Below are 22,873 nucleotides of genomic sequence, written 5' to 3' on the forward strand. Positions count from 1 at the left end.
TTAAAAGCCTCATACTAACGTTAAAAACAATAAAAGGGGTATTTAAGTGAAGAAAAAAACAAGAAAGCTTCTGATCCGAAAATACACGGTAATTCTACTCTTATGCATTCTCTGCTTATTATTTCTGTATTTGGGAGATTGGATGTACGGATATGGTCTGGGCAATATCGGTTATATTCTAAATTACTTGCTATATACCCCCTCTGAGAAAGTCGCTGCTTGTATTTTGTTGCTCTGTCTGATTATTCCCGATATCCTAGCCTGGAACACGGGGCATCAACCAGAACGAGGAGGGGAACTGTGACTTCTTATCGCTGTAATAATAATTAGGAGCAATGGAATCAACACCATAAAGAAGGGAAAGACCGTATATAGCAGTTTCCCTCCCTCTTCAATATGCTCTGTGAAGCTCCGTGCGTTCAGCATCGAACTGAACAGGATTATTAGAGCTACCGGATACACCATTCTTCGGTAAGGAATCTTGAACAAATCTGAAATCCCAATAAGTGCTGCTGCAAAAAAAACAGACAATTTGAAAAAAACACCTATTATTAGCACCATGACAATTAGAATATCCACACGTTGAATAAAATCGGAGATAGAGATCTTACTGATCGTAGGCATTAAGGGGAACGGAGAACGCCTGACAATATCAGTACCGAGCACCGATATATTTAAGGCCATGGTCATACTTAACAGTATACCTGATACAAATATGCCCGCTGCGATTACCCAAGGACCTTTTTTAACGTTATTCAGATAGGGCATAAGCATAGTAAAACAGATCATTTCACCAAAAGGAAAAATGTAGTTTTGATGTAAAACAGAAGAAACAATTGGCTTAATTCCATTCTCAAAAACAGGGAGCAAACGGTTCAAATTAATGGAGCCCGAGAACATTAACATGCTCGAACAAAATAAACCGATTAATATCACAATCACCGCAAACACCAACGAAGTTCGGGACAGCACTTCTACTCCTTTATGCAATACATAAGCACTAGATAATACCATTAACATCGCTACAATGAATAACGGCGTCCTGTGCATAGTAGCCATAACTAGCATAGAGCTACCATCTCGTAGATCACGACCAGCCAAATTAAGAAATATCACGATATAAGCTATGGATATCAACGAACCCACATATTTACCAAATAGTTGCCGGATATATGCCGTAAGGGGCAGATTCGGAAACTTTCTATAAAGATAGGCATATCCTGCAAAAACAATTAATCCAATCAAATTCCCCAGCAAAATGGAAATCCAAGCATCCTTATCAGACTCCATTCCAAGATTCACTACCAGCGCCGTCCCTAGTTCAAACAACACTGTCAGGGTGAAAAATTGAAGTAGTCCTATTTTTATATTTCCCATAGCTGCCCTCCTAAATTATCATTTCTTTTTGGACTGAAAGGAATCACTCCGCATGTCGGTATGCCGAATAACTATATCCACATTAAACTTGATCTCACAGGTTGCAAATATGCTATCCCAATGATCTTTTACTTGCTTCCACCCCCGCGGATTCTCTCGTTCTACAACTTCACCAAATCCAAGATAATCGCTTTTTAACGAACGAGCTGCTGAGACAGCTGCATGTAACTTATCATTGATACTCTGTTCTAGAAGTTCCGAAAGATTATTTAAGACCTTGGGATCTGTCAAATCCAAAGCATTAGGCGATTCTTTTAAACCTGCCTGCTCAGTGATATTTATTGTGATTACCGGATGCTCCGCGTCCTTCGCATCAGCATGAATATGTACCTGAGATAAATACACGATGAACGCTACATATTCATCCTCACCAATCGAAACCACTACTGGAATTTGTGTAATTTTATTCTTTAGCAGGGCAGTGCCTATAGCTTCATCACCTCGTAGCCAGCCTATCAGCTTGTCCTCTTTAAATGCAGCGAAGTCTGTAACTCTAAGAATGGCCTCAGGATCTATATTTTTCAAACTGTCGTTATTATCTTTTTTGTCCAATTCGCCTGTTACCATTACCCCATTGACGATAGGCCCACCACCTGGAATTTGAATACCACGAATTATATCGTCTACTTCCATCCGGTAATTATATCCATACTGTTTAGAGGTCGTCTGCAGCTTCTCCACTAGATCATTGGCGGGTATTTTGCCAAACGTAGTCATGGTCGTCATACTATCTACCGCCGGCTGTCCCTTTGATATAAAAATAAAACTGGTTAGCCTAGTTTCACTCTCTCTTTCTAGGACATCCATCATATCTTTGATACCTTCGCGAGCAAACTTTTCCGAAATAACGATCACTCGGATATGTCCTAAGGACAAGAAGCGCGCAGTCTGACGCGAGGCATTAGCCAACGCTTCAAACATTGTACGTCCACTGCCTTTATATACTACGACTGGCGAAGTACCTCTGGCGTTCTCGCCAGAGATTTCGTCAGCAATTATAATCTGAAAAGATAATACATATTTTTCCTCATCTGTAGGACCTCTATCAATAGCCACTCCAGAAACGATTGCCCTTCTATTTAGCTCCACACTGTCCCAGCAGCCTGTAAGACTGAGAAATATCAATAAACATAGCAGGACAACCCCAATAAAAATAGTGCGATTACTCTTCATCCTGCGCTCCTTTTTTTGGATGCTCTGCCCCAGTAGATTTTTCAAGGATTTTAGGAGAAATATTCTGTTCATGTCCTGTTGAGATCTTCTTTCCTTCCGAAATGCCTTCTTGCCTCTTTGTTGTAGAAACTTGCTCCGTTCTCAAAGCCCATAAGGGCAGTCTTAAGAACGCATCTTTTTGACCATGTGAGGATATAGGCACAATAGGGGATAGATAAGGGACACCGAATGAACGCAGACTATTCATATGTGCAAGCAAAACAATTAAGCCTAAAGTAATCCCATAAAAACCAAACATACCGGCCAAGACTAAAAATCCGAACCGGATAATTCTACCTGCTATCGCCATGTTATACGCAGGTATAGCAAAGCTCGCAATCCCTGTCAGCGCTACTACAATAACCATAACCGGTGTGATGATTCCTGCTTCTACTACTGCCTGTCCCAAAATAAGAGCACCAACAACGGATACTGTCTGTCCTACTGCACGCGGCATTCTTACTCCAGCCTCTCTAATGATCTCGAACGCTCCTTCCATCAGGATTGCCTCCACAAAAGCAGGAAAAGGTACATTTTCACGTTGTGATAATAGATTGATTAACAGGGTTGTAGGAATCATCTCATAATGGTAAGTGGTTAACGCTATATAAACGGAAGGTCCAAGAATTAGTACAATAAAACTGATATATCGAACAAGACGCATGAGAATTGCAATATCGAACCTTTGAGCATAATCCGAGGCAGACTGAAAAAACAGTGTAATTACCGCAGGCAAAATCAATACAAACGGGGTGCCATCTATAATGATCACAACCCTACCCTCTAATAGGTTCGTCGCTGCAACGTCAGGCCGTTCACTATTATTAATAGTTGGAAAAGGTGTGAAGGTTTTATCCTGAATTAGTTCTTCAATATAACCGGATTCCATGATGGCATCGACATTAATCTGTTGTAGCCGATTTCTCACCTCTTCTACCAACTTCTCGTCTGCATTGTCTTTAATGTACATGAGGGCCACATCTGTGTGAGTTACCTTTCCGATCTTTAAATGTTCTAGTCTTAGCTTAGAAGACTTAATTCTTCTCCGAATCAAGGAAATGTTCGTAGCTACAGATTCAACAAAACTATCCTTTGGGCCTCGCACGACTAGCTGGGTGGATGGTTCGCTGACGGAGCGAGCTTCTCCTCCCTCGGTCTCACACACAATTGCACTGTCATAACCTTCAATCAGAATGACCGTTTTGCCAGAAAGGATCGCCAGTAGAACCTCATTCCACTCCTCTTGCAGCTGTGCTTGACCTATTTCCAAAGCACGGTTCAATACGAATTCCTTAAGATCATTTGTTGCAGAGATGTTCTCTTTGAGCATTTCGTCTGTAATTCCGAGTAACGAACCAATTACGAATTCATCGACCGTTTCCTTGTTGACAAGCCCATTAAGATGAATCACTGCTGCTTGAACGGGGCTCTCACCTCCGATCTTTACCTGACGAATTTTGAGATCAGGACTATGACCCAACTCATTATCTATTTGGTCGAGCGTTTGGTCCAAATCATCGGTAAGCCTCGGAATTCGAGTATCTTCATGAACTGAGGCTCCTTGTTGTTCCTTAGCGGATTTGTTTCTTCTGTTTATCCCGTTTATGTTCAACAAGGTCCCCCCTTTTTTCAATCTTAGAGGTATTATTCTCGGTTATCCCTTCCATTATTCGGCTACATAAAGTCGTAAGGATGTGGAAACACAAGAAGGCAGCCCAAGAGATTCTCTTGGGCTGCCTTCTTAAGTATTTTTCTAAATGGCTACACTACCTGTGAATGCAACCTCTGCAGGACCTGTCATATACACATGGTTATCCTCTTCGTTCCATTCAATATAGAGATCGCCACCCTTTAGACTAATCCAAGCTGCCCGGTCCGTCAGACCATTGAGCACAGAAGACACTAAAGTTGCGCAAGCTCCAGTCCCACAAGCAAGTGTTGGTCCAGCTCCGCGTTCCCATACCCGCATATCTACTCTGCCTCGATCCAGAACCGTCGCGAACTCAACGTTTACCTTTCTCGGGAACAATGGATGTACCTCTAGCTTAGGTCCCCATGTCGCTAGATCGAAAGATACGGCATCTTCTACATAAATAACGCAATGAGGATTACCCATAGATACTGCAGTAAACTTAAATTCGGTTCCATCCGATTCAATCCGCTCTGAGAGCACGGGTTCTGCATCAATAGCTACCGGAATTTGAAGACCGGACAATACAGGTTCACCCATATCAACCGTTACAGTTTCCACTACACCGTCTTTTACATTCAAGGTAACCATTTGTTCTCCGGCACCAATCGTTTCAATAACAATCTGCTCGGAGTTTACCAGGCCATGATCGTAGACATATTTGGATACACAGCGAATGGCATTTCCGCACTGCTCTGCTTCCGAGCCATCAGAATTCATAATGCGCATCATGTAATCGCCGCGTTCAGACGGAAGGATGTATACAAGTCCGTCCGCACCAATTCCGATGAATCGATTGCATAACGTTACAGCAAGATCCGCTGCATTACTTGGTAGCTCTTGCTCGCCGAAAACTACGATGAAGTCATTGCCTAGACCGTGCATTTTTGTAAATTCCATTGAAAGTCCACTCCTAAAGGTTATGTTAAGTTAGATACGAGCTATTTACTGCAACAAGTATACCTTTAGGAATGGAGCGTTACTATTAACTTTATGCCGAAATTTTTGTACTTTTTATCATCGAATTACTGCCGCTACGACCTCGATTTCGTTTACCGCCCCAAACACTGCCAGCCCCCATCAAGAAGGTCGGAATTCCCGCTGTTACGAATACTAGACACCATTCACGGAAATTAAGCGGCACTGTTTTGAAGACGGGCTGGAGAAATGGAATATACATAACAGCCAGCATCAAAATCACGGATGACAAAACAGCAAGAACTAGGTACTTATTCTGGAACGGATTTCGATGGAACACCGAACGAGAACTGCGGCAATCGAAGACATGAATCAACTGAGCCATAACGAGTGTCGCAAAAGCTACGGACTGTGCTCGAATCAGCTGCGCTGGATTTTCTGGTGCTACACGTAAGGTTAGCCAAAATGCTCCTAACGTACATAAACCGATTAAAAATCCACGGCTTATGATCTTCCACCCTAAACGACGGGCAAAGATATTTTCCTTTGCACCACGCGGCTTATGCTCCATTAAGTCCTTCTCAGGCTGGTCAACACCAAGCGCCATCGCTGGCAGTCCGTCTGTCACCAAGTTGACCCATAAAATTTGAATAGGCACTAATGGCAGAGGCAGACCGAGCATCATGGCAAAGAACATGGTCAAGATTTCCCCTACATTTGATGCGAGCAGGTATCGAATGAATTTACGAATGTTCTCATAGATGTTTCTACCCTCTTCAATGGCAGCAACAATGGTTGAGAAGTTGTCATCCCCTAGCACTAATGAAGATGCTTCCTTGGTCACATCTGTTCCGGTGATCCCCATAGATATTCCTATATCTGCCGCTTTGATGGCTGGAGCATCATTGACTCCGTCTCCGGTCATAGCCACAACATGACCACGGCGCTGCAAAGACTTCACGATACGAAGCTTATGCTCTGGAGATACGCGGGCGAATACGTACACATTATCCGATACTTTATCCAGCTCATTATCATCCATCCGAGTCAGTTGAGCCCCTGTTAATACTGTGCCCCCACGTTGCAGAATTCCTAATTGGTGAGCAATGGCCTCTGCAGTCGTTCCATGGTCCCCAGTAATCATCACAGTCTTAATTCCTGCTCGGCGTGTGACGCTAATGGCATCGCGAACTTCACGCCGTGGCGGATCAATCATTCCAGCCAATCCGATAAAGACAAGCTGGCACTCCGCATCCTTTTCACTATCCACATTTTCACTTGGACGCATATCACGATAAGCCATACCTAGGACACGAAGTGCACCTGAAGCCATTTGCTCATTGGCATCAAGTACTTTCTGCCGCAATGTTGGCGTTAAAGGCACGACACCGTCCTCCCAGAGCATATACGAACAGCGATTAAGCAGCACATCAGGCGCGCCTTTCGTACATACCATCCGTCCTCCGGGATGACCAATAATAACTGACATTAACTTCCGCTCGGAATCAAAAGGAAATTCCTTCTCACGGGAGTATGTTACGGCTAGCGTCTGGGCAGTCAAACCCATCTTCCCTGAAAGCGCTACTAGAGCTCCTTCCGTTGGATCTCCTTTGAGTTCCCAGATCGATGAGCTGTCAGAAGATTTATCAACTACAATGTCCTTATCCTTCCCTTTACGCTTACCTCGCACTTCGGTCGGAAAGGTCTCAATAATCTCCGCATTACTGCACAAAGCACCCACCTGTAGCATCCGTCTTAAACTTTGATCATTTTTGAGATCTACCGGTTTACCTTTCTCCAGAACCTGTCCGTTCGGAGCATAACCTTCACCTGTTACTTCAAGGCCACGTCCGCCCGTCCATAATCGGGTCACCGTCATTTTATTCTGAGTCAATGTACCCGTCTTGTCCGAACAGATGACGGATGCGCAGCCCAAGGTTTCCACTGAAGGTAATTTACGAACGATAGCCTTTCGTTTGATCATCCTCTGCACGCCCAGCGCAAGTGCGATGGTTACAATGGCCGGAAGCCCTTCCGGAATCGCAGCGACCGCCAAGCTTACCCCGGCCAAGAACATTGCTGTGGCAGGCTGTCCATGTAAAATACCGGCTGCTACAACTACAATAGTTAAACCTAGTGATACATAGATCAAAATTTTCCCTAACTGCTCGAGACGATGCTGAAGGGGAGTCTCCTGAGACTCTGTATTCTGGATCAGGTCTGCAATCTTACCCATCTCTGTGTCCATACCCGTACGAATTACGATAGCTTTACCAGTACCCCTGGTTACCATTGTGCCCATGAACCCAAGATTCTTCTGATCGCCGAGCGGAATCTCCTCCGCGCGGATCACATCCGAATGCTTCGAGACAGGCAGTGATTCCCCAGTTAGCGCGGATTCCTCCACATATAGAGAACTGCAATCCAGCCATCGTATATCCGCGGGTATTCGATCACCACTCTCCAGCAAGACAATATCACCTGGTACTAACATCTTTGCTGGAATAACCTCGCTGTTCCCCCCACGCAGTACTTTGGCAGAAGGTGCGGAGAGCTGTTTTAAAGCTCTTAGCGAACGTTCGGCGCGGAACTCTTGAACAAACCCAAGGGCTCCGTTTAAAAGGATAATCGCGATGATCGTGATGGCATCCAAATATTCGCCAAGCAAACCGGATACGAGTGTCGCACCCATAAGCACAAGCACCATGAAATCCTTAAACTGGTTCAACAGCAGGGTAAACGGGGATACGGTCTTTCCTTCGGACAGCTCGTTATACCCATTTTGCTTCCGTCGCTCCGCGGCATCCTCTCCACTGAGGCCCGTCCTCGGATGGACATTGAACATTTTCTGCAGCTCTTCTGCACCGAGCCGGTGCCAACTGTTTTGTTCCATGACTTTTCTTTCCCTCCCGGTCGTTTCTTGACTTCCGGCGGCGCACAGCTTTTCCACCTGTTCATGACCAAGTGTATTCAAGGTCGTCCAATAATATCACCGCCTAACCAATTCCCCTTTTGCACGAATGTCCCAAAGTATGGCATCATAGAGAGGTAAGCTTAAACGTCTTCGGTGTTCTTATAAGGGCGGTAAGCGTTTAAACAAGAAATATAAGATATAAAGTATGATGTGAAACTTATACTTTCTTATATTTTCAGAAATTCATTTCACGTCGACAGGAGAGCTTTATCATGGCATTAGACGGCATTGTTACCCGAGCTATCGTGCACGAACTGCAATCATTCATCGGTGCGCGTATAGGCAAAATATATCAACCGAGCAATCACGATCTTATCTTCAACCTGCGGGGTGCCGGTGGCGGCGGCAAGCTATTGCTCTCTGCTAATCCGACATATCCGCGTCTGCATCTTACAGAAAGAAGCAGCATAAACCCGTCAGAAGCACCTATGTTCTGCATGCTCATGCGTAAGCATTGTGAAGGCGGGGCTATTGAGAGTATCACTCAGGTAGGCATGGAACGAATTATTCACATAAATGTTAAGACTAGAGATGAGCTTGGAGACGTCTCTGCCAAAAAGATCATCATTGAGCTCATGGGACGGCATAGTAATATCATCCTTACTGAGCTCGGCACAGGAACGATCATAGACGGCATTCATCATGTTACTCCATCAATCAGCAGCTACCGGATCGTAATGCCCGGTGTCGCTTACACAGAGCCTCCTCAGCAACACAAGCTGAACCCTCTGGAGATCGATAAAGAACGATTTCTCAATTTGATCTCAGCTGCTGAAGAATCCGCTCTACTGGAAGAAGATGAGAAGGAGGCCGAACCGGAAGAAATCATTGAAGGTGAGCTCGCCAACCTGATTACAAAAGAAGAGGTTGAACAGAAACCTGACGGCTCAGGCGGTCCTTCCCCATCAGCTGACCCGGTAGGCTGGATGGTGCATGCCTTCAGCGGAATGAGTCCACTTGTTGCCGGAGAGATTGCTCTTCGTCTCAGAAATGACCTTGCGATAGGTGATACACAGGGATCTGCACCAGAATTTCCAACAAAGTTATGGGACGCCTTCCAGTCTGTAATGGGACCTGTCCATAATTGCGAATTCTCTCCTGTTTCAGGTGCGAATGCGAAAGGGAAAATGATTTTTTCCGCAATTCCTTTATCTCTATTGGGTGAGAATGCGAAGCAATATAACACGATTAGTGAGTGCATGGAGGATTATTACGGGGATAAAGCTGAACGTGATACGGTGAAGCAACGGGTAAGTGATTTGATCCGTTTCCTGAGCAACGAACGTAGCAAAAACGTTAAGAAGCTTGCCAATCTACAGAAGGATCTAGACGAAGCGCAAGACGCAGATCGCTATCGTATTTGGGGTGAATTGCTATTCGCGTCCTTACATGCCGTGTCCAAAGGAGATAAAGAAGCCTCGTTGGTCAATTATTATGACGAAAATCAGGCAGAAATGGTCATCCCACTCGACCCTTTATTAAGCCCATCGGATAATGCACAACGTTATTTTAAAAAGTACAACAAATATAAAAACAGCCTTCTTGTCATTAATGAGCAGCTGATTAAGACCCATGAGGAAAAATCCTACATGGAAAGTTTACTTCAGCAGCTTGCCCATGCCTCATTGAATGACATTGAAGAGATCCGCGACGAGCTTGTAAGTCAAGGATATCTTCGCGACCGAAGCAAAAAAGGCAAGAAAAAGAAAAAAGCAACCAGACCTACATTGCAGGTCTTCACCTCGTCTGAAGGCATCGACATTTATGTCGGAAAAAATAATTTACAGAACGAATACGTCACTAATCGACTGGCTTCACCTAATGATACTTGGCTGCATACCAAGGATATTCCTGGTTCTCACGTTGTCATCCGTAGTGAGGAATTTGGAGATGCCACACTGGAAGAAGCCGCCCAGCTTGCCGCTTATTTCAGTCAGGCGAAGCAGTCAAGCAGTGTGCCTGTAGACTGTACACTAATCCGCCATGTCCGCAAACCGAGTGGCTCGAAACCCGGATTTGTGATCTATGATCATCAGAAAACATTGTTTGTCACTCCAGATGAAAATCGCATTAAGAGTCTTCCAAATACGCTGAGAAGCTAATTAACAAAAAGAACCGGCTGTCGTCCATTTGTGGATGACAGCCGGTTTTCGTTTTTCAGTATATTATGTTCAACTGATTGAACTTAGTTTTGACGTAACATGCCAGCAACCTTCTTCAACTGTTCCAGCGCTTCAACAGAAACCGTAACACTACCGATATCTCCATGGAATACAACACCTTGGCGGGCACCATGAAAATCCGAGCCACCGGTTATAATTAAGCTGAATTCTTCAGCCATGGTTAGGTAACGCTCTGAATCAGCGGGTTCGTGATCCGAATGATAAACCTCAATCCCTTTAAAAGCCCCCCGCTCAACAATTCCTCGTACTAACTGGTCGTCACCATATAGGCCTGGATGCGCCAATACTGGAGACCCACCCGCCTCGATAATCCAATCACAGGCTTCCTCGGGCGTGATTCGTGGGGGTGACACGTAAGCCGCTGCACCTTCGGCTAAATACTTATTGAACGCATCTCTCATATCCGTAGCTGCTCCAAGACGAACCAGCTCATCAGCAATATGTGGTCGCCCAATACTCTCATCAGGCTTCAGTTCCCGTCCAATTCCCGCGACAACTGCCTCAAGCGTAATTTCAATCCCAAGCCCACGTAATTTTGAGAGGATCGCCTCATTCCTTAGTGCCCGTGTTTCTCTTAGCCCTTCCAAACGGGAAAGAAACAACTCATTTGCTGGATCTATGTAGTATCCAAGGACGTGAATATCTTTTCCTCCAGCACGAGTGCTGATCTCTACACCCGGTACAACAGTGATTCCGTATTTCTCTCCTGCTTCGAGAGCTTCCTTCACACCAGCCACAGTATCATGATCCGTTATGGCAACTGCGATTAGTCCCTTCTCTTTAGCGAGACGTACATTTTCCTCCGGTGGCTGCATGCCATCAGAGGCTTGAGTATGCGTGTGAAGATCGCATCGTGAGGCGTCAATATTCTCCGGTCTTTCGCCCTTCAGTTCATCCAGTCTAGTTTCATTCTCCATTTCTATCACCTCTATCGCTAGTTTCTAAGTTTCCTGCCTCTGGTCATATTGCTTTAGTTATCATTCGAATGCTCGCGCAAAAAAGTCAAGAACGTCACTGCAGAAATTGGCAGCAGTGTCGATTTTAGATGAATGGCGTAGAATTGTCTTTTAAATGAGGCATCCGAGATATTCACGATTTTCAGTAGTCCAAGCGCAACCTCATGTTTAACAGAAGAGGTCGAGATAATAGTAACCCCAAGACCCGCCTCCACTGCCGACTTCACAGCACCCGTACTACCAAGCTCCATCACTATTTTCATCGATCCCGGATCAAGCCCCTTCGAGAAGAGCTGCTCTTCCATCACACGCCGCGTTCCTGAGCCCTGCTCACGCAGGACAAAAGGGTGCTGAAGCACCTCCTCCAAAGTGACCTCTTGCTGCTCTGCAAGCGGATGATCATGGGGCACAATCAACTTCAATTCATCCCCCATCACCTGCTCAATCACCATATCAGGATGTGTTACCGACGCTTCAATTAAACCAAAATTCAACTGATGTTTTAGGATTTCCTCCATAATTTGCGAGGTATTCATGACCTTCATCATGATTGAAATGTTCGGATATTGCTTTCCAAAAGGACCTAAGAGCCGTGGCAGCACATACTCCCCAATGGTAAGGCTTGCCCCAAGCTGCAAGCGCCCTTCCAACATATGCGTAAACGCCGACATCGCTTGATCCGTCTCCCGCATCAATTGGATACTGCGCAGCGCGTATGGCATTAACGTATGACCTGCTTCGGTGAGCATGATTTTTTTGGTAGAACGATTGAAGAGCTTGGTTCCAAAATAATCCTCTAGCGCCTGTACTTGCATGGTCACTGCTGGTTGAGTCATATGTAATGTCTGTGCCGCTGCCGAGAAGCTTCCTCGCTCTAAGACAGTATAAAAAATATGTAATTGATGAAAGTTCATGCTCTGCAACTCCTTGTGCTATCTATAAAAGAAACTTAAGGGATTATGTACGATATGAAGCTTATATATTCTTATTTTCAAAAAGGACATGCAGCCACCGCCGCATGCCTCCTGTTCGTTCTTTATACACTATTTACGTTTACGCTTCTTCTTCGTTAGCTTAGCGCGGCGGGAATTGCGCAGCAGCGAAAAGTAAGTTTTTAAATCTCTCAACTGTGGAGTCGCAGAGATTCTCCCAAGAAACGAAACGATGATCATAGAATATAATGGCTGACCTGAAATATCTTTTTCACCTATCAATTCCGTGAACTCAGCGATTACTACAGAGTCATCGTCAATTAAATACGCGTTAAAATCACTGTCTGAAAAGGGCTTGAGCCGATTCTGCATCAGGCACTGCCACATCCATGCGGCGACCTCTTCGTCATCGCTTACACCTTTACTGATCCGGTCCAAATAACGACTCTTCGCATGATTTGTTATAACGATGTCAGCGACCCTGTAGTCGTTCAGCATGATGTGGAAGGGCTCGTAAGAACTGGGCCAATCCGTCCCTTTGTTGCGCATCATCATCACACTCCACCATAAGGGTCTTTGTATGTACTTAATGTTGTCATCTTACCTCATTGCTGAAAGTTGTACAAGTTCCAGAGCACGGAAGAAACCACGGTTACCCGAGATCTGCGCATAAAAAAACAGGTGCTACTTAAGCACCTGTTCATCTCCAAGAATTACATACCGTAGTTACGGGACTTGTCCGGCCCATTACTGGTATACTCTGTCTTAATTTCGTTACGATAGGATCTTTCGATCTTACGAACGTAGGAGAGTCTGCGGACATTCTTCATAACTTCCTCGGCACGTTCTGCATTTACATACATCACTGCATAATGCATTTTCCGAGAAACATAATGTAATGTTCCGTATTTCTCAAGGTTACGTGCCGCTTTAACGTCACTTACCCAAATGATGTATCCTGTCCGTTCCGCAAACATAAGCTAAACCGCCTTTCTCTCTCTAAATCCTAAGGGAAGCTTATCCGCAGGAGCATTTTCCCCCGCTACCGCATCCACCTTTAGGGGAAGGATCATTGCTTGGTACTTTAATGCTATCCGATACTGAAAAAGCAATCGCTTCCGACATGGAATGCAGAATGTCATCAAGAGTCTTCTCCGCCTGCTTAAAACGAGCGACCTCTTCAAAATTCTCCAATTCCGCTTCTACTGCCGAAACCTCATCCTTCGCTGAATGATAGTTCGGATGAAAATGTCCGAATCGCTGTGTTTCTTCAAACAACTCCTTCTTGGCTTGAAGCTGTTTGACCATGGCCTGAATTTCTGGGTTCGAATCAACCCGTCCTTTCCAGTATAAGTAATCCGACACTTCGGCGGATTGATTAATCATATCGCCTAATTCATAGGCGTATGTCAGCACTTCAGCCATATCGACCGTATTTAATTCCGCTACGCTCATGAACTCAGCTCTTTTCTACGTTAATGTTCTACCGAATTCAGTAGACTTTTCTATCATACCATAATCACTCGCTTCAGCAGAAGAGGAATTTCTTCGCCTTTTGGGAATTACTAACTTCATTTCCTTCCAGTCTTCAGGGGCCAGCTCTATTTCCTCAACCGTTTCACCATCGTTATACAGCAGATGGCCTGCCACTTTCCAAGGATTACCTTTTATTCTGGAGGGGATGAAATCTAACATTTGGTCCTTTAAGGAAAACCGCACCTTAATTCCCCATTTCAGCCCTTGTTCCATTACTTTCTGAGCGGTTGAGCTATGATAATGGCGCCATTCCTTGCTCCAGATCTGTGGCACATTTTCTCCACCTAATAAGATATCCTCCTCCTGCTCAGGAGAAATAACTGGTAGGTTTAAAAAGGGATTCCCTCTGTCGAGTAGCTTTAGTTCAGCATTTAGTTCTGGAAGTGAATACAACGCTTGCCCGGTTTCGGCTTCTTGATGAAATGAAGTCCATTCAGCATCCACCTCTTCCTCACGTCCTCCAATCATCCTAGAAGGGGCCAATCCTGCTAAGAACAGCTCCTTACGCATCTGTTCCACATTCTCCGGAGATACAAGAAAATGAAGCGGTCCGATACGTTTAAGGCTCTCTTGCAGTCGCGGATGGGCTGCAATAGCCCCTCCGTCCTCCTCCGTCTGACAAGTCAACAGAATCACTTCAGAGAGTGATGTTCGGCCAATGCTCTTTCCCCATTGCTCTAAAGATAGCTCCACCACAGATGGCAGACCACCCAGTGCATGATCTTTAATCCAAGCTATCGCTTCTTCTGGAGGCATCCCTCGCTCTGATGCATGCACTAGCATCTCACGAGTCAGTCGGAAGCTCCACATCGTATCTGTTTGCAGTAGTTCAGCGCATTCAGCTAAAACCCAGCGCACAGTATAGAGAACATCCGGTGGAATCAGGACTTCAAAATCGGGTTGCACAATAAACTGGTCATTCGAATGCTCTGCCACAGAATCAGGGAAGGACTCACTACTGTACATCAGCTTCGGTTTTGCAGCAGTCCAGCGAAAACACTGGATACCCTCAGGCGTGCTCCCCAGTTCACACCATCCAAAGCCTGTTAGACAACGAAGCCAGTTTAAGCTTGATTGTTCCAGCTCTTTCCGGGAAACTGTTCCGATTAAATTCATATCTGCCATCCAGTCCAGAAGCTCAGGCAACGCTGTCCATTTTTCTGATACAAAAGCATTGCTGGATATTAAATAGCGAAAATGCTGATCGGCAGGCCCAATGCTTCCAAAACGATGAATAACAATCCCATACAGGATGTCAGTCATTCTTGTCTCAGGAAGTTGCAACCAACTTCCCAGCATATCCTTGTCCAGTCTATAGCCTGTTTTCAGCCTGGTAATAAGCCCAAGACACAACATGATATCTACTACAAGAGCCGCTGACAGAGCATCCATTTCATTCGAAGGAGTGCCCATAGAGAGCCCCGCTAAATGCTTTTCCTGAAAAGAAAGCTGAGCCGCTAAACGATTTAAATTCTTTTTATGAATAATTCCCTTAGCGGTCAAAGGCAAGCCTTCACGAGCCATGAACAGCAAGGCCTGAAACAGATCTACTGCCAGTCCAGCACCCGCCTCCATGGATAGATTCACTGAATAACCCTCAATAAACTTAGGCTGGTATGGGAAGAATTCTTGTTCTAGCACTAATAATTGTTCAACAGGAATCTGATACAGCTTCTCCCCCAATATTTTATGCCTCGCAGTTAACAACCCCGCGCGCCGCAGTTCATTCATTGCAAGCTTTTGCTCTGCCCGGCAGAGCGTCGTAGGACGCCACCGCTCTTCTTTCCCCTCGTCAAAGGGTTGGGCCGCGTAAGCAGCACATAATCGCTTTAAGACCTCTAGGGCTTCCGCTGATAGCTGGTTCAATGGATCGTTCGCTCCTTTCCGTTCGGCACCATTTTAACGACATATTCATACCCCTGTTCTGTTAAAAACATCCGTCGGCGCATAGCGAATTCCTGCTCCCGGCTATCTTCAGATACCAGCGTATAGAAGTACGCTTTGTTCTCACCCGCCTTCGGACGCAAGATTCGACCCAAGCGCTGGGCCTCCTCCTGCCTGGATCCAAAAGCTCCTGAAACCTCAATAGCAATCGACGCATCTGGCAAATTCACCGCAAAATTCGCTACTTTAGAGACAACAAGCACCTGTATTATTCCCTCGTTAAAAGCTGCATACAACTCATCTCTTTCTCGCTGCTTCGTTTTCCCCGTAATCAGAGGTGCACCGATCTTATCCGCCAGTTCAATTAATTGGTTGAGATACTGTCCAATAACCAGAACCGATGATCCTTGATGGGCTTTTAGAAGATCGACTATAACCTCAGCTTTTGCAGGATTGCATGAGGCCATACGAAATTTCTCTTTCGCTTCCGCATACAAATACTTCTGTCTCAGCTCAGAGCTCATCGGTACGATCATCTCGACACATTCTACCTCTGCAATCCAGCCCTGCTGCTCCAGCTCCTTCCAAGGCATGTCGTAACGTTTAGGCCCGATCAATGAGAATACGTCCCCTTCCTTCCCGTCTTCTCTAACCAGAGTTGCAGTGAGACCTAGTCTTCTAGTAGCCTGAATATCTGCTGTAGCCCGGAATACTGGAGCTGGAAGCAGATGAACCTCATCATAAATAATCAAACCCCAGTTGCGTTCATTGAACAGCTTCATATGGAGAAAAGGACCGCCTTTGGATTGACGGTGCGTTAATATCTGATAGGTAGCTATAGTAACAGGCCGCACTTCTCTTTTTTCACCGGAGTATTCGCCAATAGACTCATCAGCCAAATCGGTTCGCTCAAGCAGCTCATCTACCCATTGTCTTACCGAAGTTGTATTTGAAGTTAAGATCAGTGTTTCGCATTGTAGACTTTCAAGAACGGCCAATCCCACTACCGTCTTACCCGCTCCACAAGGCAACACAACTACCCCGCTGCCTCCCTGCCCTTCTATGCCTTGAAACATCTGGACAGCCTCCTGCTGATATTCACGCAGTCCAAAAGCTTCACCTTTCGCTCCATCCTTTGCGTGATTGTGAGACTCCTTCCAGGTCAAACTTAGAGCTTGTCCGACATGATAACCAGCATAATCCAGTACAGGGTAGCCTAGTCTCATCAGCTCTTGCTTTAAAAGCCCTCTGTTCTCCGTACGGCATGAGCTTTCTAGTGGATTTATTCTCTGCAAACCTAACTCCTTTAGACCTGATTCATTAACTAGTCCATTCAGAATCTCAGCTGTCTCAGCCCTAAGCGTAATGATCTCATTCGAAGTCTCCTGACCGTGAAGGGTGAGCTTTCCATACCTAGAGAGAAGAGTTGCGATCTCATCCTCCAACCCGGCAGGAACACCCCAGCGCGCGAGTTGATGCAGACTCGAAATAATCGTTTCAGCTGTATAATTAAGCGCTGCAGCATTCCATAATGATAATGGAGTGATTCTATAGGTGTGATAAGCCGGAGGACTCTTTACGAGCTCTGCAAAAGCTCCTAGTTCTTTCCTAGCCTTCTCAAAACCAGGATGTGCACATTCCAGTAGAATCGTCCGATCCCTTCGCACAATGCAAGCCCCTGTTTCATTCATAACGTTCCCTCCCCAATCATTAATTTTATTCAAGCCTGCGCTATGTAATCTGCTTACATTCATACAAGCAAAAACGCCCTCGGCGTCTCAAAAGGACGGTAAGCGTTTATGCGAGAAATATTAGGATAATGTATAGTGTGAAATCTATATTTTCTTAGATTTGAACAGGAAAAAGCTCATCCCCGCATAACGGTCATGAGCTCCCTATCAAACTATTTAATGTAAATGCTGCTGCGAAATATCATGAAGCGCTTCTCCAGCCTCGTCCGCAAAAATGTTGCGCACAGCCAAGTCACCGATGGACACTACACCCATCAGCTTCTGGCCACTAGTCACAGCCAATCTGCGAATTTGCCAGCTCGACATCAGTTCTGCAGCCTCATCTACAGATGTATTCTCTGAGACGGTCTGAATTTCTCTACTCATTACCTTTTCCACAGCTGTTGATCCAGGGTGTTTAGCCGCGTAACCTCTAATCACTAGATCACGATCTGTAATTACACCGAGTAATGTCTTATTGTCTTCATTATCAATGACTGGTATAAATCCAGTGTCATGCTCTCTCATTTTAACAGCGACTTCATACACATTATCCAGTAGTGTAACTGTTACTGGATCCTTCGTCATAACCTCTTTCACTGTCTTCAAGAACGAACCCTCCTAAACGTAATCTCCATGTTATGGAATAGGTTCTCCTCTATGAAACGAAATTATACGATTGTCTTCTCTTGCAAACAGGAATTCGCCATAGCGATTAATAATTTCATCCCATGCAACATAGCATCCTCGTCAAAATCAAATTTGCTATGATGATGCGGGTAAGCTGCATCTTTATCTGGATTCCCAGCCCCTACGAACATAAAGCAGCCAGGAATTTCTTTTACATAGTAGGCAAAATCCTCAGCTGGCATCAGCTTTTCCATCCGAATCACTTGAACAGCTTCTCCTAGTGCTCCTGGTGCCACCTCGGAAAAACGCTGGTATTCGCCCTCGTGATTTACGAGTGGCGGATATCCCATCACATAGTCTATCTTAGCTTCCGCACCGTATGCGCCAGCTATTGAAACTGTCATTTCTTCGATTCTGCTGCGGATCAGATAACGGGTCTCCTCGTCGAACGCCCGTACGGTTCCTGTAATGCGACAATGCTCAGCAATGACATTCTGGGCGAATCCCCCTTGAATGGTTCCTACACTAAGAACAGCGGGCTCCAGCGGGTTCACAGAGCGGCTTACGATGCTCTGAAGCTGAGTCACAAGCGCCGCCCCGGCCACAATACTGTCTATCGTGCGATTCGGCATACCGCCATGTCCACCCCGGCCGATGATATCAATGAAAAATTCATCAGCAGATGCCATAAGAGGCCCTGGCGCACTGCCCACGGTCCCCATTGGAAGCGGAGTCCACAAATGCAAACCATACACCGCATCCGCGCCTTCCAGCATGCCTTCGGCAATCATCCCCTGTGCACCACCCGGGCATACCTCCTCCGCTGGCTGAAAAAGAAAACGCAGCTCCCCTTCTAACTCTTCAAGGCGGCTGCTATAGTAAGAGGCTACACCCAGCAGTATTGAAGTGTGTCCATCATGCCCACAGGCATGCATAACTCCTTCATTTTGCGAAACGTAGTCATTCTTATTCTCTTCTTTAATAGGTAGTGCATCCATATCCGCGCGAAGGACTACCGTTTTCCCCGGCCGATGTCCTCGCAATATACCCGTTACACCATACCCAGACGTGCTTCTCCTAACTTCAATGCCGAATTCTGCTAACTTGTCTGCTATAAATGCTGACGTTTCCTTTTCATGAAAAGACAACTCCGGATGACGGTGTAAATGGCGTCTCCATTCCACGATCTCCGGCATGAGAGAATCAACCGCTAAGCTCTTCATACGTTCTCCATCCCCTTCTTCATAAACCCGCATCAATAGCATGCGACAGCAGTCCTGTACACTTTGTTCCAGCCGTATACGGCTATAATTCTTTTATTGTAGCAGAAACGCAAAAAACTGGGTATCGTTAGGAGGTGCCTACTCTTGCACAACGTTTAGAAACATACTATCATGAGGTAGAACATCAGCAAACGGATCATGAATTCATCATTATACTTCATAAGGGGGATATGCGTGCTATGATTTTTGAGAACACGGGCCTCGTAGGATTGAAGAGTGATCTTCTCTATCTGGACGAGAGTGCGACAAAGGCTGGCTTCATTCGCTGGCAATGGGAATACTATCGTGCCACTTACGACTGCAAAATTGAAGACCCACAGGATGGTGGCGAATACTTTCTACGCATCAACACTCGCGCTGTCGAGGGGAAGCTGGAGAAAGCTGATGCCGTACTTGCAATTGAAGCCGTATACTTAGGGAAAGCAACATTCCCCCATGGCCTGGAGTATGACTCCCCGGTGCCTAAACCAGTATTGGACACTGCTGCTACTCGGATTCTCGAATTAAAGCAGCTGTTGGAGGCTTGAGTAACAGAAAGGGAAAGACGAAACAAAATGTCAGCCTGCCCAAAAGAGGAACACCCGATTTCCAACTACTCATCTTAACACTACTACTTGTGGGTTTCGGTCTAGTCATGGTCTTCAGTGCTAGCTCCAGTTTGACCTTAGCAAGCTCGAAGTTCGGTAATGACCCTCTATATTTCATGAAACGCCAAATGATTTGGATCGTACTTGGAATCGTTGTTATGTTTATAGCCATGAATATTCACTACAGTAAATTCAAAAAGTGGTATGTCCCTATCTTCATCATCACCGTTATTCTCCTGCTAATTGTAGCCTTCTCCGAAAGAATCAATGGCGCCAAGAGCTGGTTAAGTATCGGGAAGCTAGGGATTCAACCTACCGAGCTGGCCAAAATATCAATTATCCTGTATCTCTCTGCACTGATTACCAAAAAAGGTGAACGGTTTAGAGATTTCCGTACAGGATATATCCCTGTAATGGTCATTGTGGGTATAGTTGCCGGACTTATTATGATGCAGCCAGATTTGGGCTCATGCCTTATTCTCGTGGCTACCAGTGGACTTGTCATTTATGCAGGCGGTGCCAGCATGAAGCATATCCTTGGCTCTATTGCACTCTTGGTGCTAGGGGTAGGAATTGTTATGGGGGCTAAAGCAGCGATTGATTCTCTTTCCCCCGCAACCGACAAAGTAGCTGCCAATCAGGACTATAGAAAAGGCCGTATTCAAGCTTTCATAGATCCCTATCAGGATGCTGAAGGCGAAGGATATAATATTATTCAGTCTTTGACCGCTCTCGGACAAGGTGGAGTCAGTGGCTCTGGCTTTGGCAAAAGCATTCAAAAGCTGGATTATCTTAAATACCCGTATACGGACTTTATTTTCCCCGTCATTGGTGAAGAATTCGGCTTTGTAGGAACGGCATTATTTCTGATGTTATATCTGTATTTTATCTGGCGAGGTATTTTAATCGCATTAAGGTGTAAAGATCCCTTTGGCACACTAGTGGGCATTGGTATTATGGGCCTCATTGCCATTCAGGCCTTTGTCAATATTGGTGGCGTAACGAAGACGATTCCGCTTACTGGTGTAACCTTGCCATTTATCAGCTACGGCGGTTCTTCACTTCTTGTGAGTATGCTGTCCATGGGAATTTTGCTGAGCATTTCAAGAGAAACTAATCTTCCAGCTAAAGAGGAAGTCACGAAATCTGTAACTACAGTTAGACAAGTTCGTTCCCGGTAAGATTCATAAATCCGGATGTAATGGAATATATAAAAAAGCAGTCCAAGTTAAATATCTTGGACTGCTTTTTTGTGTACAAGCACTTTTGCATTAAGCAATTTCATCGTTCTTAAAGGCTACGCCTTCAACTTTGACATTCACTTCAACAATATGAAGTCCAGTCATGCTCTCCACAGCTTCGCGTACGTTCTGTTGAAGCATCCGGCACACTTCATGTATCGGAGTTTCATAGAGAACTATTATACGCAGGTCTACTGCTGCTTCTAGCTGTCCCACTTCAACGGTAACGCCCTTTTGGACGTTCTTGCCACTAAGACGCTTTGCCCAGCCCTCTGATAGGCCACCTGACATGGCTGCAATACCTGGAGTCTCCAAGGCAGCCAATCCGGCAATTTTCGAGACGACGTCATTTGAAATTCGTATATTTCCCATTTCCAATTGAAGTTGTTCTACCATGCCATATCCCCCCTTAACTCATTATCAATTATTGTAATTCCTAAACAGGCTAAAAAGCAAATCAGTTTCTCGCTTTCTCGTTTACACTTAGGAATAATTTGGGTATATTGATTATGAATTGATCCTGAATACATAGATTGGAGTGTACTTTACATTGAAAAAATGGATTTCACCAGCTTTGCTGGCAATCACCTTTATCCTTAGTGCCATAGGACATTATGCAGATTGGGACCACACGCTTCAGTTCGTTCTCTCTGCAGTAGCCGTTGTGTTTGTGGCTGGCTTTCTGGGCCGCGCTACAGAAAGTGTAGCACATTATGCTGGACAGCGGTTAGGCGGATTCCTAAACGCTACCTTCGGTAATGCCGCAGAGCTAATCATTGCCTTTTTCCTAGTGAAGGAAGGACTGTTCGACATGGTGAAAGCCAGTCTTACCGGTTCCATTATTGGCAATCTGCTGCTTGTCCTCGGTTTAAGTATTTTCGCTGGTGGGATGAAGTTCAAAGTACAGAACTTTAACGTAACCCTTGCCGGTATGAACGGTTCCCTTATGATCGTAGCGGTGATCGCTTTATTTGTACCGGCTATGTTCTTCAATACCCATTCCATAACTGAAAAAGATACAGACGTGCTGAGTTTAATCGTTGCTGGGCTGCTCATCGCTTCGTACATGGCCTGGCTTGTCTTCTCCATGATTACGCACAAGAAACATCTAGAGGACGTTACAGAAGCCGGTAAGGAAGAAATGGCTCATGAGCATGCGCCTAAGTGGTCCAGAAACAGATCCATCCTTTATCTACTTCTTGCTACCGTAATGGTAGCCTTTGTGAGTGAGTGGCTGGTAGGGACGCTTGAGACACTAACTGAGCGCTTTGGATTTAGTGAACTGTTTGTAGGCGCCTTCCTCGTGGCAATCATCGGTAATGCCGCAGAACATAGTGCAGCCATTATGCTAGCCATGAAGAACAAAATCGGCGCGGCAGTAGAAATAGCTGTCGGGAGCAGTCTTCAAATTGCACTATTTGTAGCGCCTGTACTTATCTTCGCCAGTTATTTCATGGGTGATACTATGGACATTGTGTTTACAACGATCGAAATTGTCGCCATTGGTGTCGCCGTCTTTATTGCCAAATCAATCACTCAGGATGGTTCGACCAACTGGTATGAGGGTCTCTTGCTATTAACGGTTTATCTAATTCTCGGAGTCTCCTTTTATCTAGTATAAATACTTCCCTATTCATTCTATAATTCTCAAAAAAAAAACGCACATGAGTGACGAAAGTC

Annotated in this window: 20 protein-coding genes; 5 read left to right on the forward strand and 15 right to left on the reverse strand. The window is 45.3% G+C overall.

The window, feature by feature from the left end; all coding sequences use genetic code 11:
• Nucleotides 1-46: 46 nt before the first annotated feature.
• Nucleotides 47-304, forward strand: coding sequence for a hypothetical protein (locus ACFWMP_RS02700; RefSeq protein WP_149644186.1), 258 nt, complete (start codon nt 47-49; stop codon nt 302-304).
• Here the strand turns inward: ACFWMP_RS02700 and ACFWMP_RS02705 are convergent.
• The 5 genes from ACFWMP_RS02705 to ACFWMP_RS02725 all read right to left on the reverse strand — a co-directional run bounded on the left by ACFWMP_RS02705 (nt 277) and on the right by ACFWMP_RS02725 (nt 8,150).
• Nucleotides 277-1,377 (reverse strand): GerAB/ArcD/ProY family transporter, encoded by a 1,101-nt coding sequence (locus tag ACFWMP_RS02705; RefSeq protein WP_339247434.1) that lies wholly within the window; start codon nt 1,375-1,377, stop codon nt 277-279. The two genes, ACFWMP_RS02700 and ACFWMP_RS02705, sit on opposite strands and share 28 nt — an antisense overlap.
• A gap of 18 nt (nt 1,378-1,395) precedes the next feature.
• The gene (locus tag ACFWMP_RS02710) at nt 1,396-2,610 is read right to left on the reverse strand and encodes a Ger(x)C family spore germination protein (RefSeq protein ID WP_379421836.1); all 1,215 of its coding nucleotides are present in this window, start codon (nt 2,608-2,610) and stop codon (nt 1,396-1,398) included.
• A complete protein-coding gene (locus ACFWMP_RS02715; protein WP_379421837.1) occupies nt 2,600-4,264 on the reverse strand; it encodes a spore germination protein in 1,665 nt (554 codons plus the stop codon). Before ACFWMP_RS02715 ends, ACFWMP_RS02710 begins: the two co-directional genes overlap by 11 nt.
• A gap of 138 nt (nt 4,265-4,402) precedes the next feature.
• A complete protein-coding gene (dapF, locus tag ACFWMP_RS02720; protein WP_379421838.1) occupies nt 4,403-5,239 on the reverse strand; it encodes a diaminopimelate epimerase in 837 nt (278 codons plus the stop codon).
• Nucleotides 5,240-5,330: 91 nt separating this feature from the next.
• Nucleotides 5,331-8,150 (reverse strand): calcium-translocating P-type ATPase, SERCA-type, encoded by a 2,820-nt coding sequence (locus tag ACFWMP_RS02725; protein WP_379421840.1) that lies wholly within the window; start codon nt 8,148-8,150, stop codon nt 5,331-5,333.
• 293 nt (nt 8,151-8,443) lie between these two features.
• On the opposite strand from ACFWMP_RS02725, the gene ACFWMP_RS02730 reads away from it, so the two are divergent.
• Entirely contained in the window at nt 8,444-10,333 is a 1,890-nt protein-coding gene (locus tag ACFWMP_RS02730; RefSeq protein ID WP_379421842.1) for an Rqc2 family fibronectin-binding protein, read from the forward strand.
• An 83-nt stretch (nt 10,334-10,416) separates the two neighbouring features.
• Here ACFWMP_RS02730 and ACFWMP_RS02735 read toward each other — a convergent pair whose 3' ends face one another.
• The 9 genes from ACFWMP_RS02735 to ACFWMP_RS02775 all read right to left on the reverse strand — a co-directional run bounded on the left by ACFWMP_RS02735 (nt 10,417) and on the right by ACFWMP_RS02775 (nt 19,305).
• Nucleotides 10,417-11,331 (reverse strand): PHP domain-containing protein, encoded by a 915-nt coding sequence (locus tag ACFWMP_RS02735; protein WP_379421843.1) that lies wholly within the window; start codon nt 11,329-11,331, stop codon nt 10,417-10,419.
• Between the two features lie 53 nt (nt 11,332-11,384).
• Nucleotides 11,385-12,284: a selenium metabolism-associated LysR family transcriptional regulator gene (locus tag ACFWMP_RS02740; RefSeq protein ID WP_379421845.1), complete on the reverse strand. Its 900-nt coding sequence runs from the start codon at nt 12,282-12,284 to the stop codon at nt 11,385-11,387.
• A 129-nt stretch (nt 12,285-12,413) separates the two neighbouring features.
• Entirely contained in the window at nt 12,414-12,851 is a 438-nt protein-coding gene (locus tag ACFWMP_RS02745) for a hypothetical protein (protein WP_379423483.1), read from the reverse strand.
• A 164-nt stretch (nt 12,852-13,015) separates the two neighbouring features.
• A complete protein-coding gene (locus tag ACFWMP_RS02750; protein WP_042126853.1) occupies nt 13,016-13,279 on the reverse strand; it encodes a YlbG family protein in 264 nt (87 codons plus the stop codon).
• Nucleotides 13,280-13,319: 40 nt separating this feature from the next.
• Nucleotides 13,320-13,757 (reverse strand): YlbF/YmcA family competence regulator, encoded by a 438-nt coding sequence (locus tag ACFWMP_RS02755; RefSeq protein ID WP_042187363.1) that lies wholly within the window; start codon nt 13,755-13,757, stop codon nt 13,320-13,322.
• Nucleotides 13,758-13,772: 15 nt separating this feature from the next.
• Nucleotides 13,773-15,704, reverse strand: a complete 1,932-nt coding sequence (locus tag ACFWMP_RS02760) for a helicase-associated domain-containing protein (protein WP_379421848.1) — start codon at nt 15,702-15,704, stop codon at nt 13,773-13,775.
• Entirely contained in the window at nt 15,701-17,413 is a 1,713-nt protein-coding gene (locus ACFWMP_RS02765; RefSeq protein ID WP_379421850.1) for a DNA repair helicase XPB, read from the reverse strand. The genes ACFWMP_RS02760 and ACFWMP_RS02765 overlap by 4 nt, the downstream gene beginning before the upstream one ends.
• Nucleotides 17,414-17,629: 216 nt before the next feature.
• Nucleotides 17,630-18,061 carry a CBS domain-containing protein gene (locus tag ACFWMP_RS02770; protein WP_042187355.1) on the reverse strand — a complete coding sequence of 144 codons (432 nt, stop codon included), beginning with the start codon at nt 18,059-18,061 and terminating at the stop codon, nt 17,630-17,632.
• A gap of 62 nt (nt 18,062-18,123) precedes the next feature.
• Complete coding sequence (locus tag ACFWMP_RS02775) at nt 18,124-19,305, reverse strand: M20 family metallopeptidase (protein WP_042193734.1); 1,182 nt, start codon at nt 19,303-19,305, stop codon at nt 18,124-18,126.
• Nucleotides 19,306-19,544: 239 nt separating this feature from the next.
• Here ACFWMP_RS02775 and ACFWMP_RS02780 point away from each other — a divergent pair, with 239 nt between their 5' ends.
• Together ACFWMP_RS02780 and ftsW are read left to right on the forward strand one after the other, a co-directional pair.
• Complete coding sequence (locus ACFWMP_RS02780; RefSeq protein WP_042187352.1) at nt 19,545-19,892, forward strand: YugN family protein; 348 nt, start codon at nt 19,545-19,547, stop codon at nt 19,890-19,892.
• Nucleotides 19,889-21,133: a putative lipid II flippase FtsW gene (ftsW, locus tag ACFWMP_RS02785; protein ID WP_379421853.1), complete on the forward strand. Its 1,245-nt coding sequence runs from the start codon at nt 19,889-19,891 to the stop codon at nt 21,131-21,133. The genes ACFWMP_RS02780 and ftsW overlap by 4 nt, the downstream gene beginning before the upstream one ends.
• A gap of 90 nt (nt 21,134-21,223) precedes the next feature.
• Here ftsW and ACFWMP_RS02790 read toward each other — a convergent pair whose 3' ends face one another.
• Nucleotides 21,224-21,589: an Asp23/Gls24 family envelope stress response protein gene (locus ACFWMP_RS02790; RefSeq protein ID WP_379421855.1), complete on the reverse strand. Its 366-nt coding sequence runs from the start codon at nt 21,587-21,589 to the stop codon at nt 21,224-21,226.
• Between the two features lie 154 nt (nt 21,590-21,743).
• Between ACFWMP_RS02790 and cax the strand changes: the two genes are divergently transcribed.
• A complete protein-coding gene (gene cax / locus ACFWMP_RS02795; RefSeq protein ID WP_042187348.1) occupies nt 21,744-22,814 on the forward strand; it encodes a calcium/proton exchanger in 1,071 nt (356 codons plus the stop codon).
• Nucleotides 22,815-22,873: the final 59 nt, after the last annotated feature.

Source organism: Paenibacillus sp. NPDC058367 (assembly GCF_042723305.1).
Classification (GTDB): Bacteria; Bacillota; Bacilli; order Paenibacillales; family Paenibacillaceae; genus Paenibacillus_AQ.

What these genes read in the sequence shown, in the direction of transcription:
- ACFWMP_RS02705 (WP_339247434.1), bottom strand. Translation starts at nt 1,377, where the DNA reads ATGGGAAATATAAAAATAGGACTACTTCAATTTTTCACCCTGACAGTG.
- ACFWMP_RS02710 (WP_379421836.1), bottom strand. Translation starts at nt 2,610, where the DNA reads ATGAAGAGTAATCGCACTATTTTTATTGGGGTTGTCCTGCTATGTTTA.
- dapF (WP_379421838.1), bottom strand. Translation starts at nt 5,239, where the DNA reads ATGGAATTTACAAAAATGCACGGTCTAGGCAATGACTTCATCGTAGTT.
- ACFWMP_RS02725 (WP_379421840.1), bottom strand. Translation starts at nt 8,150, where the DNA reads ATGGAACAAAACAGTTGGCACCGGCTCGGTGCAGAAGAGCTGCAGAAA.
- ACFWMP_RS02730 (WP_379421842.1), top strand. Translation starts at nt 8,444, where the DNA reads ATGGCATTAGACGGCATTGTTACCCGAGCTATCGTGCACGAACTGCAA.
- ACFWMP_RS02735 (WP_379421843.1), bottom strand. Translation starts at nt 11,331, where the DNA reads ATGGAGAATGAAACTAGACTGGATGAACTGAAGGGCGAAAGACCGGAG.
- ACFWMP_RS02740 (WP_379421845.1), bottom strand. Translation starts at nt 12,284, where the DNA reads ATGAACTTTCATCAATTACATATTTTTTATACTGTCTTAGAGCGAGGA.
- ACFWMP_RS02745 (WP_379423483.1), bottom strand. Translation starts at nt 12,851, where the DNA reads ATGCGCAACAAAGGGACGGATTGGCCCAGTTCTTACGAGCCCTTCCAC.
- ACFWMP_RS02750 (WP_042126853.1), bottom strand. Translation starts at nt 13,279, where the DNA reads ATGTTTGCGGAACGGACAGGATACATCATTTGGGTAAGTGACGTTAAA.
- ACFWMP_RS02755 (WP_042187363.1), bottom strand. Translation starts at nt 13,757, where the DNA reads ATGAGCGTAGCGGAATTAAATACGGTCGATATGGCTGAAGTGCTGACA.
- ACFWMP_RS02765 (WP_379421850.1), bottom strand. Translation starts at nt 17,413, where the DNA reads ATGAATGAAACAGGGGCTTGCATTGTGCGAAGGGATCGGACGATTCTA.
- ACFWMP_RS02775 (WP_042193734.1), bottom strand. Translation starts at nt 19,305, where the DNA reads ATGAAGAGCTTAGCGGTTGATTCTCTCATGCCGGAGATCGTGGAATGG.
- ACFWMP_RS02780 (WP_042187352.1), top strand. Translation starts at nt 19,545, where the DNA reads ATGATTTTTGAGAACACGGGCCTCGTAGGATTGAAGAGTGATCTTCTC.
- ACFWMP_RS02790 (WP_379421855.1), bottom strand. Translation starts at nt 21,589, where the DNA reads ATGGTAGAACAACTTCAATTGGAAATGGGAAATATACGAATTTCAAAT.